The organism is Streptomyces sp. NPDC048751 (genome assembly GCF_043198595.1).
In the GTDB taxonomy this organism is placed as follows: Bacteria; Actinomycetota; Actinomycetes; order Streptomycetales; family Streptomycetaceae; genus Streptomyces.
Map to the genome: position 1 here is coordinate 403,986 of NZ_JBICUX010000005.1, position 16,333 is coordinate 420,318.

Below are 16,333 nucleotides of genomic sequence, written 5' to 3' on the forward strand. Positions count from 1 at the left end.
ATTCATCGGAGGTCAATGGTTTCCCGTGTTGCGTTTGCGTTCCGGGCGTGCGGTCGGCTTGATCAGTGCCGGTGTTCGTGGTCCGGGTGCGACGGGTCGCCCGGGTGCTCGTGCCCGGGGGCGTACTCCACCCCGGCGCGGGCCCGGTCCAGCCAGTCGAAGAAGGCCCGCCGGCCCGCTGTCCGCCGCAGCTCGCGCGTGATGCCGTCGCGGGCGCGTTCGTAGGGCAGGAAGTCCTCCGGGGCCGCCCCGCCGAACGGGTCGACGCCCCGGCGCAGCGCCTCGGGGGTGAGGAAGCGGTCCGGGTTGCGGTCGTAGTAGTCCCGCACGGACTCCTCCGGGACCTCCTGCTCGCGCTCCAGCTCGGCCAACAGGGCGTGCGCGGCCGGGGAGTGGGCGAGCGCCGCCGCGACGATGCTGCCGAGGTCGGCGACGTCCGTACCGGCCACCGCGAGCACCCGGGACGGCGAGACCTCGTCGGGCGGCGCGAGCCCGCGTTCCTCGCAGCTCCTGCGGGCGAGCTCGTCGGTGACGACGACCTGGGTCGCCCAGCGCCGCCGCTGCCGCTCGGCGCGGGCGAGCGCCTCGGGACGCGTCTCGCGATCCCGCGCCGGGACGGCGGTGAGCAGGGCGTCCACCCGGGCCCGTGGGACGGCCACGCCGTCCACCAGGGCCGCGTGCTCCCCGGGAGCCGGTCCGTGCGCCCCGTGTCCCCTCACGGCGTCACCTCCACCGGCACCGCCTCCGTGTACGCCACACAGCCGTGCCAGGCGAGCTTCGCCATCAGCCAGTACGTGCCGGGCGGCACCGCCGAGCCGTCCACCTCGACGGTGTACTCAGCCTCCTCCCCGGCCTCCACCGTGAACCCCTGGCAGCCCGGCGCGACCCCCGCCCAGGTGCCCCACGAGGACACGGCCCACAGGGTGCCGTTCACCGGCCCGCGGGTGGGGTTGCGCAGGGTCACCGGGACCCGGGCCCGCTCGCCCCGGCGTACGGCCACCCGGTCCACGCCGAGCCCGGACACCAGCGTCGGGCCCGGGGGCTCGCCCGGCACGTCCAGGCCGACCACGTCCTCGTACACCTGCCCGCCGTACGACAGCCGCGCGCTCAGCCAGTGCCGGCCGGGCACCGCGTCCGGCGGCGGGACCACGGTGACCTCGCCCACCGTGAACCCGCCGGGGCCCAGCGCGTACGGCAACTCGGCGGGCTCCACCGACCAGCCGGCCGGCGCCTGAAGGCGCACCGCGCCCGACACCGGTGCGTCGGTCAGCTCCGAGCCGACCCGGACGGTCGCCGTGACGGGGCCGGAGACGGTGAGGGCAGCGGGGGAGAGGTAGACGGCCACGGGCATGTTGCCGCGGGGCGCGGGCCCCGAGTTGTGCAGCCAGTACCGGGTGTGCACGGGCTGAGCGGGCTCCCGGGCGGCGATGCCGGGGGCGGAGGCGGGGGCTGCCGGGCCGCGGCTGGACTCGGGGGCTGGCTGTCCGGTGTCGGGGGTCGCCGGGGCGGCGCCGGAGGCGGAGGCCGTGGTGGTGCCGGTGGGTGGTGTCGCGGTGGTGCCGGTGGCCGGTGCCGCCGGGGCGGGGGTCGCCAGGACCGTGGCCACCTCGAAGCCCGTCAGCGGCACGTTCAGGGAGCCGTCCGCCTCCGGGGGCAGCGGCTCGCCGGGGCGTTCCAGTACGTCGGCCCGCGTGGCGTCCGTCCACCGGCGCGGCCCGCGCACCCGGGCCACGGCGGCGCGTCCGTTGACCTCGTGCATCCGGACGACGACCCCCCGCCGCGGGTCAGCCGGTGCCACGCTGCCCCGGGCGAGCGGTGAGCCCGCCGGCTTGAGGGCGTCGAGCAGCACCGTGCCCGTGGGCTCCAGCGCCAGCAGGGTCGCGGTCCTCGGCAGCGGCGTGTCCTGCGACGGGCGTCTCAGCCGTGCCGTGAGCGGGTGGTTGAACGCATGCCCGGCCTGCGGCAGCCGCAGCTCGCGCCAGTCGCCCTCGCCCGCGACGACGGCGTACTCGAAGGTGTGGGACCAGCGCTGGAGCTGGAAGGCGGAGCCGTCGGGGGCGGTGCGGCGGGGTGGGTCGACCCAGATCCCGGAGGGCCAGCCGGTGCAGGAGCGCATGAGGGACATGTAGAGGTCGCCGGAGGGGGTGACGACACAGCCCGGCGTGCCGCGGTTGAGGATCGCGAAGCTGCGGCCGTCCCAGGCGTCGCCCGGCGGCAGCGCCTCGCCGCCGCCCGCCGCGGTGGCCCGCACGGTCGCGGTGTCGTCGAGCTGGTCGACCAGCGCGTCCACGGCCTTGGCGTCGTCCTCGGGGAGGGCGCCCGCCACCACGAGCAGCGGCAGCCGTTCGAGGTCGCGCAGGTCCGCCCCGGGCACCCACTCCTCGCGCAGCGAGGCGCGCGGGGCGACCCACACCGCCGCGACCCCGCCGTCGGCGATCTGCCGGCGCAGCTCGCGCGCGGCGGCCGGGTCCCAGCCGAGGGCCTCGGCGACCACGGCGTTGCGGTCGGGCCCGCCGACGGCCACGCGCAGGTCGGGCAGGTTGGAGTCGACCTCCAGATCGCCGTACCGGGGGCCGCCCGCGATCGTCGAGGTCGCGGTGACTCCCGCCCGGACCAGCGCGGCCGCGAGCGGGGTGCCGAGCTCACCGGCCTCATCCCAGGAGGCGAAGACCAGTTCGGCGACCCCGATCGCCCGGTGGCCGAGAAGCCGTTCCGTGTCGTCGTGCACCGCGACCCGTGCCGTGCAGCCGAGCCCGAACCAGGTGTTCGCCGGGTTGTCCAGCGTCCACGGGAACCGCTCGCTGTCCACGTCCACGAAGCCGAAGCCCCGCCCGATCACCGCGTCCGCCACCTCGTGCACCGGCAGCCCGCCGCGCACGTCCGACGGCCAGCGCACCCGGATCAGCCGGTCGGCGCCGTCGTACCCGTCGACGGTGGTGGACACGTCGAGCCGGTCGACGCCCGTCCACAGGGTGAGCCGCTGGGTGTAGCGGAAGACGCCGAGGTCGGCGCGGACGGTGATCCGGGACCCGGCGGGGGAGTGCTCGACATCGATGTCGGCGCGCACGTCACGGCTGCGGGCGACGGTGGTGCCGGTCGGGGTGAGGTGCCAGGGGCCCTCGCCGAAGCGCGGGTGCCTCGGGTACTCCTCCTGCACGACGAGCTCGTTGCCGACGTCACCGGCGCGCAGCAGCTCCCGGCCCCCCTCGGCCTCGCCCTCGCGCAGCGCCCGCAGACTGCTGACGGCGCCGCCGCGTGCCGGGTCGACCGTCACCTCGTAGAACGCGTTGCGGATCGTCGTCCCCTCGCCCCTGGTCCACCCGGGCAAGGGGCCTCTGGCGAGGGGGAGGGCCCTGAGGCCCGTGCCCGGTGTCGTCGGGGTCACGACCCGGAGGCGCCCGTCGTCGTCGCGTACGGCGGGCAGCGGCTGGAAGCCGTCGTCCAGGGGGACGAGGTCCGGGTCGTCGACGCTGAGCACGTCCCGGCGTTCCCAGGTCGCGGAGTTGAAGACGACCAGGTCCTGGCCGCCGCCCGGGGTGACACGGTCGGCGAGGGCCTGGGTCGCGTCGGTGTGCACGGTCCCGGCGAGGTCGTACAGCTCGCGCCAGCCCGTCAGCAGGTCGATGTAGACCTGGTCGGACTCGGAGCCGGTGATGGCGTCGTGGTGGGCTCCGTAGATCAGCTGCCGCCACGCCTTGTCGAGGGCCGCGTCGGGATAGGGATGGCCGGTGACGAGGGAGGCGAGCGTCGCCCAGAGCTCGGCGTCGGCGAGCAGTGTCTCGCCGTGGCGCTGGGCCTGCTTGGTGTCGATGTAGGAGACGTCCTTGCCGGTGTAGACCGGGTTCATGTCCCTCGTCTGCGGCGAGGCCCGGCGGCCCTCCCCGGCGAGCTGGGCCCGTACGGCGGCGAAGAAGTCGCGCGGGATGCCGCTGACGAAGCGCGGCCAGACGTACCGGGCGTTCCAGTCGCGGTGGATGGCCATCACCCAGCGGCACGGCGGCGCGTAGTCCCCGCCGACCGGGAGCAGCACGTTGCGGGTGAGCGCGACCTTCTTCAGCCCCCGGAACAGCTTGAGGGCGGCCGCCTCCGCCTCGGCCAGGGTCGGCGCGTTGTCGATCGCCCAGCCGGCGCCGTAGTGGTTGACCATGTACGCGGTCAGCAGCCCGCGCCCGGAGGGGGCGATCCACTCGAACTCGGCCGGGAACTGCATCCGCCCGGGGTCCCTCGGCTCCTCGCCGAACACGGACAGCGTCGGCCCCCACTGGTGGAACGGCCCGCGCGCCCATGAGCTGGAGGTGACCCCCGCGTCCGCCATCAGCCCCGGGAACTGCGGATCGTGCCCGAAGACGTCCAGCTGCCAGGCGGTCTCCGGGGAGGCCCCGATGATCCCGCGCTGGAACCCGTCGCCGTACAGCGCGTTGCGTACGGTCGCCTCGGCGCCGGTGAGGTTGGTGTTGGGCTCGTTGTAGGTGCCGCCCATGATCTCGACGCGGCCGGTGCGGATCAGCTGGCGCAGGAAGGCGCGCTCCTCCGGGAAGGCGTCCCAGTACGGCTTGAGGTAGTCGACCTCCGCGAGCACGAAGGTGTACGCGGGGTCGCGCCGGGCCAGATCGCAGTGGGCCCGGACCAGGCTCATGCCGGACTGGCCGCGTGAGTCGAAGGTGCGGGCGGGCAGGCCGGTGCGGGCGGGGTCGTCGGCGACGTCCCAGGTTTCGGTGTAGGCGGCCTGGGTGTTCCACCAGACGGGGTCGTAGTGGAAGTGGCTGACCATGAACATGGTCCAGCCGGGCTCGGCGGCCGTGAACTCGGCGCTGTGCCGTGCGACGTGGGAGCCGTCCTCGGCGGTCACCGTGATCCCCCGGCGGTCGCCGGGGGCGAGGCCCTCGGCGGTCACGGGGATCTCGGCGCGCAGGGCGCCGTCGTCGTCCGTCGTGGCGACGGCCTCTCCGGCGACTCCCCGGCCCTCGACGGTGAGGCGGACGCTGCGGCCGGGGACGTGGCTCAGCTCGACGGCGAGGACCTGGCGCGGCTGCTCGGCGGTTCCGACGAACAGCTCGGTCGACTCGACAGAGGTGACGCGCATGGGGCTCCTCCGCGGGAGGGATGCTCGGCGGGGCCCCATGGTGACACCGGAGGATGGTTCAAACAACCATCCTCGCGATTTACGGTTGGCTCAATCCTACATTTCGGTACGGTTCACCGGGCGCGCCGGTTCCTGACCACGTGCTGCCCGGCGATGTGGTCGGTCAGCGCCAGCGACGCGCTCGCGCGCTGGTAGGAGAGCTGGGCGACCCGGACGTACAGGCAGTCGATGAGGACCAGGACGGAGTGGCGGGCGCCGATGATGCCGGTGGGGAAGCGGGTCTCCGAGGTGGACGAGATGAGTCGGATGTCGGCGGCGCGGGCGAGCGGCGAGCGCGGGTCGGCGGTGATCGCCACGGTGGTGGCGCCGCGCTCCTTGGCCAGCTCGAACGGCTCGAGGGTCTCCCGGGTCGCCCCCGAGCGGGAGATGCCGATGGCGACGTCCGCCGGGGTGAGCAGGGCGGCGGAGGTGGCGGCGGCGTGCACCTCGGTCCAGCCGCGGACCGCGCAGCCGATGCGGAACAGCCGGGTCTCCGTCTCCTGGGCCACGGCGCCGCTGCCGCCGACGCCGTAGACGTCGATGCGGCGGGCGCGGGCCATGGCCTGCGCCGTGCGCTCGATCGCGTCGAGGTCGATGCGGTCGATGGTCTGCTGCACGGCCCGCAGGTCCGCGCTGCCGACGACCTGCACGACCCGTTCCAGGTCGTCGTCCGGTGAGATGTCGGGGCCGATCTCGGCGCTGCCCCAGTCGGAGGCCTCGCCGCGGCCGCGCTCCTGGGCCAGCTCGATCAACAGGTGCTGGTAGGAGTCGAGGCCGATGGCGCGGCAGAAGCGGGTGACCGTGGCCTGGGAGGTGCCGGTGCGGCGGCCGAGTTCCGCGGCCGAGCAGTGGGTGACGGCGGCCGGGTCCTCCAGGATGAGCTCCCCGACTTTGCGGAGAGAGCCGGCCAGGCGTGGCAGTTCCGTGCGGATCAGGGTGGTGACGTCGGTCGAGGGCATGGGGAGAAGGTATCAGCCACCGTTTGACGCGCTGATTGAATACCAGGACCGCATATGATTTATTGATTCATCGAGAGGGGCACGAGGGGTGGTTCAATCCACCAGGCCTCGTGGCGTCGGCGTTGGGGAGTATCGAGTGTCCGTCGAGTCCGTCCAGTCCGTGAGCGCCGAGAGGTTCGCGCAGGAAGGCCTGGCCGTCCTCCACCGCGTCACCGAGTCCGCCCGGGACGACGTGGCCCGGGCCGCCGCACTGATCGCCGAGTGCGTGCGCGCGGACGGCGTGATCCAGGCGTTCGGGACCGGCCACTCCCAGGCCCTCGTCCTCGAACTCGCCGGTCGCGCGGGCGGGTTGGTGCCCACCAACCGGCTGAGCATCGCCGACCTCGTCCTGTACGGCGGCGACGCCCCGAGCGTTCTCGACGATCCCCTTCTGGAACGCTCATCCGGTGTCGCCGCGCGGCTCTACGACCTCGCCGCCCCGCGCCCCCAGGACCTCTTCGTCGTCATCTCCAACTCCGGCGTCAACAACGTGATCGTCGAGATGGCCCTGCACGCCAAGGAGCGCGGCCACCGCCTGCTCGCCATCACCTCGCTCGCCCACACCCGCGCCGTCCCCGCCGGCCACCCCAGCGGCAAGAAGCTCGCCGACCTCGCCGACGTCGTCCTCGACAACGCGGCCCCCCGCGGCGACGCCCTCCTCGAACTCCCCGACGGCGGCTCCGTCTGCGCCCTCTCCACCCTGACCGGCGTCATGCTCGTCCAGATGACCGTCGCCGAAACCGCCGCCCGACTCCTCGCCACCGGCGAGCGCCCCCCGGTCTACGTCTCGGCCAACGTCCCCGGCGGCTTCGAGAGCAACCTGGAACTGGAGAGGCGGTACGCGGGGCGGATCCGGCGGACGGCGAGCTGAGGGGGGGAGACAAGGGGCGTCGTGCGGGGGCCATCACGGTGGCTCGGAGGGCACCTCACCGGCTCAGTGGGCCATCACATCCAGCGGTCCATCTCCCGCGCCCGCGTCTCCAGCGCGGTGACGACGGCGGCTGACGCGAGCCGGTGACTGCCGGGAACCCGCGCGTCGTGCTGGACGCCACCAAGGACATCGCCGGTCCCCGGGTCGGTCATTTCCACCTCGATTCCCGCGCGGCGCGCGAGCGCGACCGCCGTGGCCACGAATCCCTCGGAGAGCGCGAGAATCACCGAGTGCCCCGTCCGGCAGTGCCAGGCGACCAGGGCACACGCGAACTCCGCGTACGCGGCAGGATCGACCTCGAGTGTGTCCGGGTCACCCCAGTACTTGCCCTGGCCGATTCCCGAGGGCCGATTCAGCTCCGCCTCGAAGATTTCGACCTGCCGCAGGAAGAGGCGGCCGGCACCGTTCGACGGGTTCCACAGTGTCTCGTCGCCCATGTCGAAGTACATGCTCATCGCCGATCCCCCGCTCAGTCGCCCGGCCCAGGGTAGAAGACCGGCCGGGTGGTGGGCACCCGGGTAAAACGGCCTTGACGGTGAGGCTGACGGCGGCCATGGAGACCGGGTCGGGGAGGTCGACGATGAGGATGATGTCGTCCTCCCCGAAGGCGAAGTGCATGGCCGCGACCTTCCCGCTGTCACGCCGGCCGCCACTCGCGGAACGGCTGTATTCACTCGTTGGAACGGGAACACCTTTCGGCCGATCGCGGCGTCATGAGATGCCGTGCCGGGCGTCGCGAGCGTCAGAGGTCCTCGACCTGTGATCATCGAGCGTGCATGGGAAGTGATCGACGAGGAGCTACAGGTCGCTGGGCGGGATGTGCCGCCGCTGCGTGGCGCTCGCGGTAACGCGTAGGAGGTGATGCGGTGGACTGGCTGACCTCGCTGCCGGCGGTCGCGCTGGTCGTGGGCTGGCTCTCCCTCGCCCTGCTGGTCGCGGCCGTCGCGCGGATCGGCGTCCGGGCGCTCGTACCGGTCGAGGAGCGGGATCGGGTGCCGCAGATCGCCACACCCCTGATGCCGACCCTCGGCGCCGCTTTCGCGATCTTCGCGGCACTCACACTGGCCAGCGAGGCCGGCTACCTGCGCGCAGCGGAGGGGCTGGTCAGCGACGAGGCGGCCGCGGCCTCCCGCCTGGCATGGGCGGCGACCAGTCCGCGAGTCCATACGGAGCCGATCCACACGGCGCTGCTGGACTACTTGCAGAGCACCCGTGCCAGGGAGTGGGAGGGTGCTGCAGCGTCGTCCGGTGACGATGCCGCAACCGCTCGCGCGATCGCACGACTGGAGCGGAGTGTGCGTGCCGAGGCGGCCCGGCCGGAGGTGGGAACCCCGACAGGCACGGAGCTGGTGGTGTCCATGGACGGTGTCACCAGCAGTCGCCGCGCCCGCGTCGCGGCCGCCTCCCGTGACGTTCCGGCCCTCTACGTCGTCACGCTCGTCGTCAGCGGACTGGCCCTGATCGCGAACTCCGGCGCACTGGTCTTCCGCAGCAGCCTGCGAACGTCAATGCTGATCGTGGGTGTTGCCAGTGTCGTCGGGCTGAGCCTGGCATTGCTCTTCGCACTCAGCGCGCCCTGGAGCGGACCGTTCATCGTCAGCGGGCGCCCACTCGACGCCATCATCGACAACCTGCACTCCGGCTTCTTCGACGGGGGGACGTAGGCGGCGGATGCGATCAGCAGGCCAGACGCATCGCTCAGCTCGCCGGATTCTCGAGACACGGAGTCAAGGGCCCGTACACCCTTGGAACATGCAGCAACTAGAGGCGCAGGAAGTTTCCCTGCACAAGGTCTTCAGCAGCGACTACGACTTCCGAATTCCGGACTACCAGCGGCCCTACGCCTGGGACGTCGAGCAGGCCGTTCAGCTGCTCACCGACTTGGAGGAGTCGCTGGACAGGGGGACGGACGAGCCGTACTTTCTCGGGTCCATCGTCCTCGTCAAGGCCAAGGGCAACGCGCCCGCCGAGGTCATCGACGGCCAGCAGCGCCTCACCACCCTGACTGTCCTGCTCGCTCTCCTTCGCGACCTGACGGAAGACCCTGACCTGCGCAGTGATCTTGACAAGCTGGTCACGGAGCCCGGCAACAAGGTCCGTCGGCTCGATCCCAAGCCCAGGCTCACTCTGCGATTCCGCGACTCCGGCTTCTTCCAGCAGTACGTTCAGACGAAGGGAGCCACCGAGGCACTGCGGATCCTGAAGGAACAGACGCTGCCGACGGACGCGCAGAAGGCCGTTCTGCGCAACGCGAGGGCGTTGCACGCGATACTCGCCGACTGGTCGGAGGAGCGACGACTGGACCTCGTCCAGATGCTTGGCGAGCAAACCTTCCTGGTCGTCGTCAGCACCCCCGATCTGGACAGCGCGCACCGTATCTTCAGCGTGATGAACTCCCGGGGCATGGACCTCTCGCCCACGGACATCTTCAAGTCGCACATCATCGGTGCCTTGGACGAGAAGACCTCGGAGGAGTGCGCCCGTAAGTGGGAGGACGCGGAAGAGGCTCTGGGGCGTGACGACTTCGCCGACCTCTTCCTTCATCTGCGCATGGTGTTCGCCATGAAGCGGGCAGAGCGCGAACTGCTCAAAGAGTTTCCTGAGCAGGTGCTCAGCCACTACCTGCCAGGCAAGGCCGAGTCGTTCGTCAATGACGTCGTCGTGCCGTACGCGGACGCATACGTGCAGGTCCGCGACGCCAGTTACTCGGCGGCCTCTGGAGCGGAGCAGGTCAACGCCTGGTTCAAACGCCTCCAGCAGATCGACAACAACGACTGGCGACCCGCAGCCCTGTGGGCGTTGCGTAACCACGGCGACGACCCTGCCTGGCTCGACAGGTTCTTCGGCGCACTGGAGCGGCTGGCGGCCAGCATGTTCATCCGCCGCGTCTACACCACTCCCCGCGTCACGCGTTACGCGGACCTCCTGCGCGAACTAAACGCCGGCAAGGGCATGGACGCGACCTCCTTCGCCCTGACGGACACGGAGAAGGCCGAGACTCTCGCGCGGCTGGACGCCGACATATACCTCGTCACCAAGACCCGTAAGTACGTCCTGCTGCGCCTGGACGAGATGCTGGCCGGGAAGCCCGGAGTCTCGTACGACCACACCCTGATCACCGTCGAGCACGTGCTGCCGCAAAACCCGAAGCAGCAGTCGCAGTGGCTGCGGTCCTTCACCGACGAGCAGCGTAGTCAGTGGACGCACCGGCTCGGCAACCTCGTCCTGCTCAACCGGACGAAGAACGCCTACGCCCAGAACTACGACTTCACCGAGAAGAAGGCCAAGTACTTCACCGGCAGGCACGGCGTCTCCACGTTCGCCCTGACCAGCCAGGTACTGCAGCACCAGGAGTGGAAGCCGGAGCTGCTGCAGAAGCGGCAGCAGCGGCTCCTGGGGCTGCTGGCCGACGAGTGGGATCTGTAAGGAGTCAGGGACAGCAGCCTGCGAGGCTGAGCGGACCAGTGAGGGTGCGCGTTCAGGGTGTCGCCTTGTCCCCCCTCGCCTCCCTCGGCTGCGTGCTCGCGCCAGGCATCGGCGTGCTGGTCGGCTCGCGAGGGTGAGAAGAGGGAGCCCAGGTGCGGAGGGCTCCGGTGCCCGAGGCGTATAGGTCCGAGCTATTTCGGAAGTTCAAGTCGTGATCACGGTAGGTCGGATGGGTTGATCTCGACCACTTGGTGGACTGAGCAGGATGATTGGCGAATTGCTGTTGCACCCCTGGACGCCACAGTTGGCAGCGTCTATAAATTCATCCGATGTTGCTGACCGGCGCTGAGGTCAAGAACGCAACGCGTCCGAGGTGCTCACGGACCTGGTGGCCCCTCACACGTCCCACCCCTCCCAGCGCACCGCCACGATCCAGGAGCCGCATCATGTCCTCCGCACCCCTGAGCAGACGTTCCCTGATCAAGGCTGCCGCGCTTGCCGGGGGTGTCGTGGCATTCGGGCTGCCGCAGGTGCTGTTGCCCGCCACCGCCGAGGCCTACACCGTCCCCTCCAAGATGGACTGGTGGTACCAGGCCCGGTTCGGGATGTTCATCCACTTCGGGTCCTACTCCTACCTGGGCCACGGTGAATGGGCGTTCTCCAACGAGAGCTGGGCCAAGGCCGACTACCAGACCCAGGTGTCCGCGCACTTCAACCCCACCGCGTTCAACGCGGCGACCATCGCCCAACTGGCGGCGGACGCCGGCATGAAGTACCTGGTGATCACTGCCAAGCACCATGAGGGCTTCGCCATGTGGGACTCCAACGTCCCCAGCTTCACCGACACCACCGGCACCAAGCCGTACAACCTGCACGACTACGCCGGTGTCCAGGGTGATCTGCTGGCGGCGCTCAAGACCGAGTGCGAGGCGCGAGGCGTCAAGTTCGGGCTCTACTACTCGATCCTGGACTGGAACCACCCCTCCCAGACCATCCGGAGCGGCGGTGTCACCACGATGGCCTCGCAGGCCGCCCGCACGGCCTACATCGCGGACATGAAAGCCCAGCTGCAAGAGCTGCTGGACCGCTACGACCCGGCGCTCCTGTGGTTCGACGGCGACTGGTTCGGCGAACCCTCCAGCCCCACCCTCCAGGACTGGTGGCTCCGGGCGGACGGCGTCGACCTCTACAACTGGTTGATCGCCCGCAAGCCCGGACTCGTCATCAACGAACGGGTCAAGCGGGACCTCGGTCTGGGCGACTACGCGGTCGCGGAGTTCGGTGTTCCCAGCGCGCCACTGGACCGGCAGTGGGAGAGATGCGACACCATGAACGGCGCCTGGGGTTACAACGCGAGCCAGGAGAACTCCTACCGCCCCGTCAAGGATTTCGTTCAGGAGCTCGTCACCGTCGTCTCGCGGGACGGCAACTTCCTGCTGAACATCGGCCCCAAGGGCGACGGCTCGGTCACGGCCGGATCGGTGACCGTTCTGCGCGGCCTGGCCTCCTGGATGGCGACGTACGGCGACAGCGTGCACGGAGCCACGGCAAGCCCCTTCACCACCGACCCCACCTGGGGGAGGGCCACCAAGAAGGACGGCAAGCTGTACGCCCATGTCTTCAGCTGGCCCACCAACGGCGTGTTGCAGATCCCGGCGATCACCAACACGATCAGCCGCGTCTACCTGATGAACAACCCCTCGGCCTCGCTCACCTACACCGTCAGTGGCGGCCAGATCAGCGTCACCGTGCCGGCCACCGCCCCGGACGCCAATGACTCCGTGGTCTGCGTCGAGGTCAGCGGCGTCCCCACCTCCGCCGGCGGGGCCCGGGTGACGGTGTTCCAGGACGTGGGTTACTCCGCGGCGAACGCCGTCCTGAAGCTGGGCAGCTACACCTCCTCCCAGCTGTCGGCCGCGGGGGTGGGGCCCGCGTCCATCTCCTCGCTGAGGGTGCCTCAGGGCTACCAGGTGACGGGCTACTCCGGCGACAACCTCACCGGCACGGCCTGGACGTTCACCGCGGACAATCCCGACCTGCGGGCGACCGGCAACAACGACGCCATCGTGTCGCTGAAGGTCACGTTCAATCCGGCCTCGTACTTCCGGCTGATCAACGTCACGGACGGGCTGGCCCTGGACAGCGGCGGCACCGTCGCCTCCGGCTCGAACCTCAAGCAGTGGACGCCGGTCGACAGCCCCAACCTCCAGTGGCAGGCCGTCGACCTCGGCAACGGCTACTACAGGCTGGTCAACCGCACCAACGGCATGGTCGCCGACGGCTGGGGCTCGACCGGCGACGGCGCTCCCGCCCGGCAAGCGGCCTGGAACGGCGGCCCCAACCAGCAGTGGCAGATCACCGACCGCGGCAACGGCCAGTACTCCATCGCCAACCGCACCACCGGACTTGTCCTCGACGGCGGCGGACAGGTCCCCTCCGGGTCCGTGACCAAGCAGTGGACCTGGGTGACCAGCACCAACCTGCTGTGGACCTTCCAACCCACCTCCTGACCACCCCCAGGCGTGGCCGTGCCGCTCCCGCACCTCTTCCCGGCCGCACGGCCATGACGCGCCCCTGGAGGTTCAGCGACGGCAGACTCCCGTATCTGCGCGACACGTTCTACCCTCCGCCGGAGGTGCTGTGGCGCGGCACATCGACCCAACGTGAGAGCCTGGCCGCGTGTGTGGACGCCGCAGCGACCCCGAGCCTTCACGGCATTTCTCTGAAGAGCAGATCGTCGGTTGGTTGATCGATGAATGTCGGGACGCGGGTAACCGCATCTCATCCCTGACGACCTCGGGTGATCGCATTCTCGCCGCGGGCAGCGCGGTGATCGCGCTCGCCGCCACAGTCGCCATCGAAGGGGGGAAGAGCTACCTACTCATGTGGCTGCCGCTGGGTGTCGCCGTCGTCATCGTCTACGGGCTGTACCTGAACAACATGACCCGCTTGCTGATCGGCTACAAAATCGGCCTCGAGGCAGAAATCGAAAGGCGCGTGGGTATCCCGCTGATCTCATGGCAGTCGCGCGTCAATGTCCGTGCCGGCTCCAGCCAGCATGTGAAGAGTGTGTTCCTCATGGCGGGGGCGGTCTATGTCGCGATCGCCGCGCTCGGCCTCAACCAGGCGTTTCATACCCTGTCGTCCGGCGCCTGGGGGCATGAGCGGGCATGGCTGTACATCGCCCTGACAACCGCCGGCGTCGTGGCAGGTACCGTCGTCATCGCCTACTGCGTATGGATTCAGCGAGGCGCAGACCAGGCTGCGGCCCAGCGAGTCACAGACATGTTCGCCACCATCAGGCAGCCAGACAGTATCTAGCCCCTCGCCCACGAGCGGCCGCCTGATCGATCAACGCCCTGGCCTGCTGCCGACGTTGGACCATGAGCACCCTCTACGGCTCCAGAACGGCTCGGGAGGCACTCACGCCCCTGTCCGGCGTCGCTGATGTCACCTGAGGATGGCAGAGCCTTCTGATCTGTAGCTCTGGCGGGATTGGTCATTGCGATGACCTTGCCTCCGCTGTCAGGCGTAAACGGATCGCGTCAACGGGCCGTTCGGGCGATGATCTGTCGCGTGACAGAGATGGCGGGCTCGGGCGTCGACGACGACCACGGGTGGACTGAGCGTTTGGCGTGGGCTTACGGCCTGATAGCAACGGACCCTGGCGAACGTGCCGCTGCCCTTGTTCGACTGGCCAGTGCCAAACGAGAGGTTGAGTCTGCTTTTCTCCGGAGCAACAAGGCGTGGCTCCCGACCCCCCGGTTGCGGTTCAAGGCGCGGGACCGGAGAGCTGCCCAGAAGGCCTACGCCGAGGCCGCGAGTCACTGTCTGCCCGAAGCCCTGTGGGGCAGGCCTGCCTCCGGGGAGCTCAGCACATGGGCGGGGCTGCCTTTCGCCCTGCTGTTCCTGGAATGGGAGGCCCGGTACCCACAGGAGTGGACACAGCACGCGAAGGCGTGGGGTACGAAGCAATCTCTGATCAGGGAGCTGGCCACTGCTGATCACGAGGACCACGTCAGAACGAAACTCGTCGATCTGGTCGACCTCGCTGTCCAGCGGGTCTATCGGTGCAAGGACCGTGAGTACGTTCGTGTGGCCCGGGGGGTGGACGGAGTCGAACTGCGCGGCAGGCTCCACAAGGCTCAGCGCTCGGGAAGTCCCTGGGCACAGATCCACGCGGGCTACGTTCTCTGGCTCCTGGACAATCCCGAGGTGCCGAACACCCGACATGTCTGGAAGACGTGGCTCGCCGACACCCGCACCCGCTGATTGAGGCGCACGATCCCAGTGGGTGGCCTGGACAACCCGGCGGTGGAGGTGGTCCAGGGCAACCACCCGCGGTCCTGGTACGAGAACACGCCGAACGGCGGCGAACAGGTTCGGTCTCAGATCCCCGGACTCGCGCTGGCTGTGTCGGCGAAGTCAGCGCGGAGAAGGCGGGTGTCTCCGGCGGCGGTGGAGGGGGCGGCTGGGTGATCCTCAGCGGCCATGACGCCGACGGTGCCGCCGGGATCAACGGCGCGATGAACCGGTGGTACGGCGGCATGGTGCACGAGTTGGGCCATGCCTTCGGTCTGCCCGACTCCACACGCACCGACGGCACACCGATGTCCGCCTCGTTCTACGACTACCCGAACTGCCACTTCAGTCAGCAGCAGAAGAACGGGATACGCAACGGCCCCTACGGCCGCTTCCTGTCCTGAGCTGCCGGGCGCCCGCCCCAGGGACGGCCCGGGCTCAGCCGGCGGAGGCGCCGGCCGGGGAGGGCGTACCGGCGGGGCATGACCCGGCGGCCGGCTCCGGATGGTCCGAGGGCGCCGACTCCGCTCGGCTGTCCGCAGACTCCAGGCGGAGCATGGCCGTCTCATCCGGGGTGCCGGGGGATGCCTGGTAGACCACCATGCGCTGGCCCCCCGTCCGGGACAGTCGCATGACCTCGTAGGTCAGGGTCATCGGGCCGGCCTTCGGATGCCGGAAGGACTTCTGCCCGCCGCCGCGCTCGCAGACGTCGTACCGCTCCCAGAGTCGCGCGAACTCCGGTGACTTCAGGAGCAGTTCACCGACGAGCGCGGTCAGTTCGGGATCGTCCGGGTCGGCCCCGGCGACTGCCCGCAGATGCGCCACCGAGAGGGCGACGGTGTCCTCCCACGGCTCGTAGAGCGTCCGGCCGACCGGGTGGAGGAAGACGTAGCGGGTCAGGTTGCGCCGGTGCTCCGGCCAGTCCCAGAGCCCGGGCATCAGCCGTCGGCCGGGCGCGTTCGCGGCCAGTACGCGGTTGTAGCGACTCACCACATAGGCGGGCAGCGGGCGCACCGACTCGAGCATCCGCAGTACCGAGTCGCGGACGGTGTGGTCCGAGCTGGCCGGCAGCTCGGAGAACCGGCCGGAGGCCAGTTCCGCGAGCTCGTGCAGGCGTTCGTAACCGTCGCCACGCAGTCGCAGGGCACGGCCGAGGGCGTCCACCACGGCGGGGGAGGGGTTGGTCTCCCGGCCTCGCTCCAGGCGGATGTAGTAGTCGACGCTCACTCCGGCCAGCGCGGCCAGCTCCTCCCGGCGCAGTCCGGGAGTGCGGCGCAGGCCCGCGCCGGCCGGGAGACCGACATCCTCCGGGCGTACCTGCGCCCTGCGGGCCTTCAGGTACCGGCCGAGTTCCGTACCTCTCGTATCCGCTGCTGCCATTCGGCCATTGTCGCAGGCGGTCAAGGAGCGTGGGGGGCCCTGTCACTGCCTGGAACGCCGCACCCCGGGCACAGCTCGGTCTGCCGCGCGGCCACGCGTGAGTGGAGAGTTGATGCCGGAGCGGGCGGCCCGGCCGCCGGGGCCCAGGGGGTGCGAGACACCGGACCGCGGCTC

The 16,333-nt window shown here is 70.3% G+C and carries 12 protein-coding genes; 7 read left to right on the forward strand and 5 right to left on the reverse strand.

What is annotated here, in order from left to right:
* Nucleotides 1-62 precede the first annotated feature (62 nt).
* The 3 genes from ACGFNV_RS19050 to ACGFNV_RS19060 form a co-directional block, all read right to left on the reverse strand.
* Entirely contained in the window at nucleotides 63-719 is a 657-nt protein-coding gene (locus tag ACGFNV_RS19050) for a peptidyl-prolyl cis-trans isomerase (RefSeq protein WP_393623851.1), read from the reverse strand.
* Nucleotides 716-5,083: an NEW3 domain-containing protein gene (locus ACGFNV_RS19055; protein ID WP_393623853.1), complete on the reverse strand. Its 4,368-nt coding sequence runs from the start codon at nucleotides 5,081-5,083 to the stop codon at nucleotides 716-718. The genes ACGFNV_RS19050 and ACGFNV_RS19055 overlap by 4 nt, the downstream gene beginning before the upstream one ends.
* Nucleotides 5,084-5,196: 113 nt before the next feature.
* Nucleotides 5,197-6,081 (reverse strand): MurR/RpiR family transcriptional regulator, encoded by an 885-nt coding sequence (locus ACGFNV_RS19060; RefSeq protein ID WP_393623854.1) that lies wholly within the window; start codon nucleotides 6,079-6,081, stop codon nucleotides 5,197-5,199.
* A gap of 136 nt (nucleotides 6,082-6,217) precedes the next feature.
* Between ACGFNV_RS19060 and ACGFNV_RS19065 the strand changes: the two genes are divergently transcribed.
* Nucleotides 6,218-6,991, forward strand: coding sequence for a sugar isomerase domain-containing protein (locus ACGFNV_RS19065; RefSeq protein ID WP_393623855.1), 774 nt, complete (start codon nucleotides 6,218-6,220; stop codon nucleotides 6,989-6,991).
* Between the two features lie 74 nt (nucleotides 6,992-7,065).
* Here ACGFNV_RS19065 and ACGFNV_RS19070 read toward each other — a convergent pair whose 3' ends face one another.
* The gene (locus ACGFNV_RS19070) at nucleotides 7,066-7,506 is read right to left on the reverse strand and encodes a DUF6086 family protein (RefSeq protein ID WP_393623857.1); all 441 of its coding nucleotides are present in this window, start codon (nucleotides 7,504-7,506) and stop codon (nucleotides 7,066-7,068) included.
* A gap of 411 nt (nucleotides 7,507-7,917) precedes the next feature.
* Between ACGFNV_RS19070 and ACGFNV_RS19075 the strand changes: the two genes are divergently transcribed.
* From ACGFNV_RS19075 to ACGFNV_RS19100, 6 genes are all read left to right on the forward strand, one after another.
* Nucleotides 7,918-8,715 carry a hypothetical protein gene (locus tag ACGFNV_RS19075; RefSeq protein WP_393623858.1) on the forward strand — a complete coding sequence of 266 codons (798 nt, stop codon included), beginning with the start codon at nucleotides 7,918-7,920 and terminating at the stop codon, nucleotides 8,713-8,715.
* 88 nt (nucleotides 8,716-8,803) lie between these two features.
* Nucleotides 8,804-10,477, forward strand: a complete 1,674-nt coding sequence (locus tag ACGFNV_RS19080) for a DUF262 domain-containing protein (protein WP_393623859.1) — start codon at nucleotides 8,804-8,806, stop codon at nucleotides 10,475-10,477.
* 446 nt (nucleotides 10,478-10,923) lie between these two features.
* A complete protein-coding gene (locus tag ACGFNV_RS19085) occupies nucleotides 10,924-12,987 on the forward strand; it encodes an alpha-L-fucosidase (protein WP_393623860.1) in 2,064 nt (687 codons plus the stop codon).
* 169 nt (nucleotides 12,988-13,156) lie between these two features.
* Nucleotides 13,157-13,798 (forward strand): hypothetical protein, encoded by a 642-nt coding sequence (locus tag ACGFNV_RS19090; RefSeq protein ID WP_393623862.1) that lies wholly within the window; start codon nucleotides 13,157-13,159, stop codon nucleotides 13,796-13,798.
* 264 nt (nucleotides 13,799-14,062) lie between these two features.
* Nucleotides 14,063-14,749: a hypothetical protein gene (locus ACGFNV_RS19095; protein ID WP_393624074.1), complete on the forward strand. Its 687-nt coding sequence runs from the start codon at nucleotides 14,063-14,065 to the stop codon at nucleotides 14,747-14,749.
* 203 nt (nucleotides 14,750-14,952) lie between these two features.
* Complete coding sequence (locus tag ACGFNV_RS19100) at nucleotides 14,953-15,183, forward strand: hypothetical protein (RefSeq protein WP_393623864.1); 231 nt, start codon at nucleotides 14,953-14,955, stop codon at nucleotides 15,181-15,183.
* 34 nt (nucleotides 15,184-15,217) lie between these two features.
* Here ACGFNV_RS19100 and ACGFNV_RS19105 read toward each other — a convergent pair whose 3' ends face one another.
* A complete protein-coding gene (locus ACGFNV_RS19105; RefSeq protein WP_393623866.1) occupies nucleotides 15,218-16,159 on the reverse strand; it encodes a helix-turn-helix domain-containing protein in 942 nt (313 codons plus the stop codon).
* Between the last annotated feature and the right edge of the window lie 174 nt (nucleotides 16,160-16,333).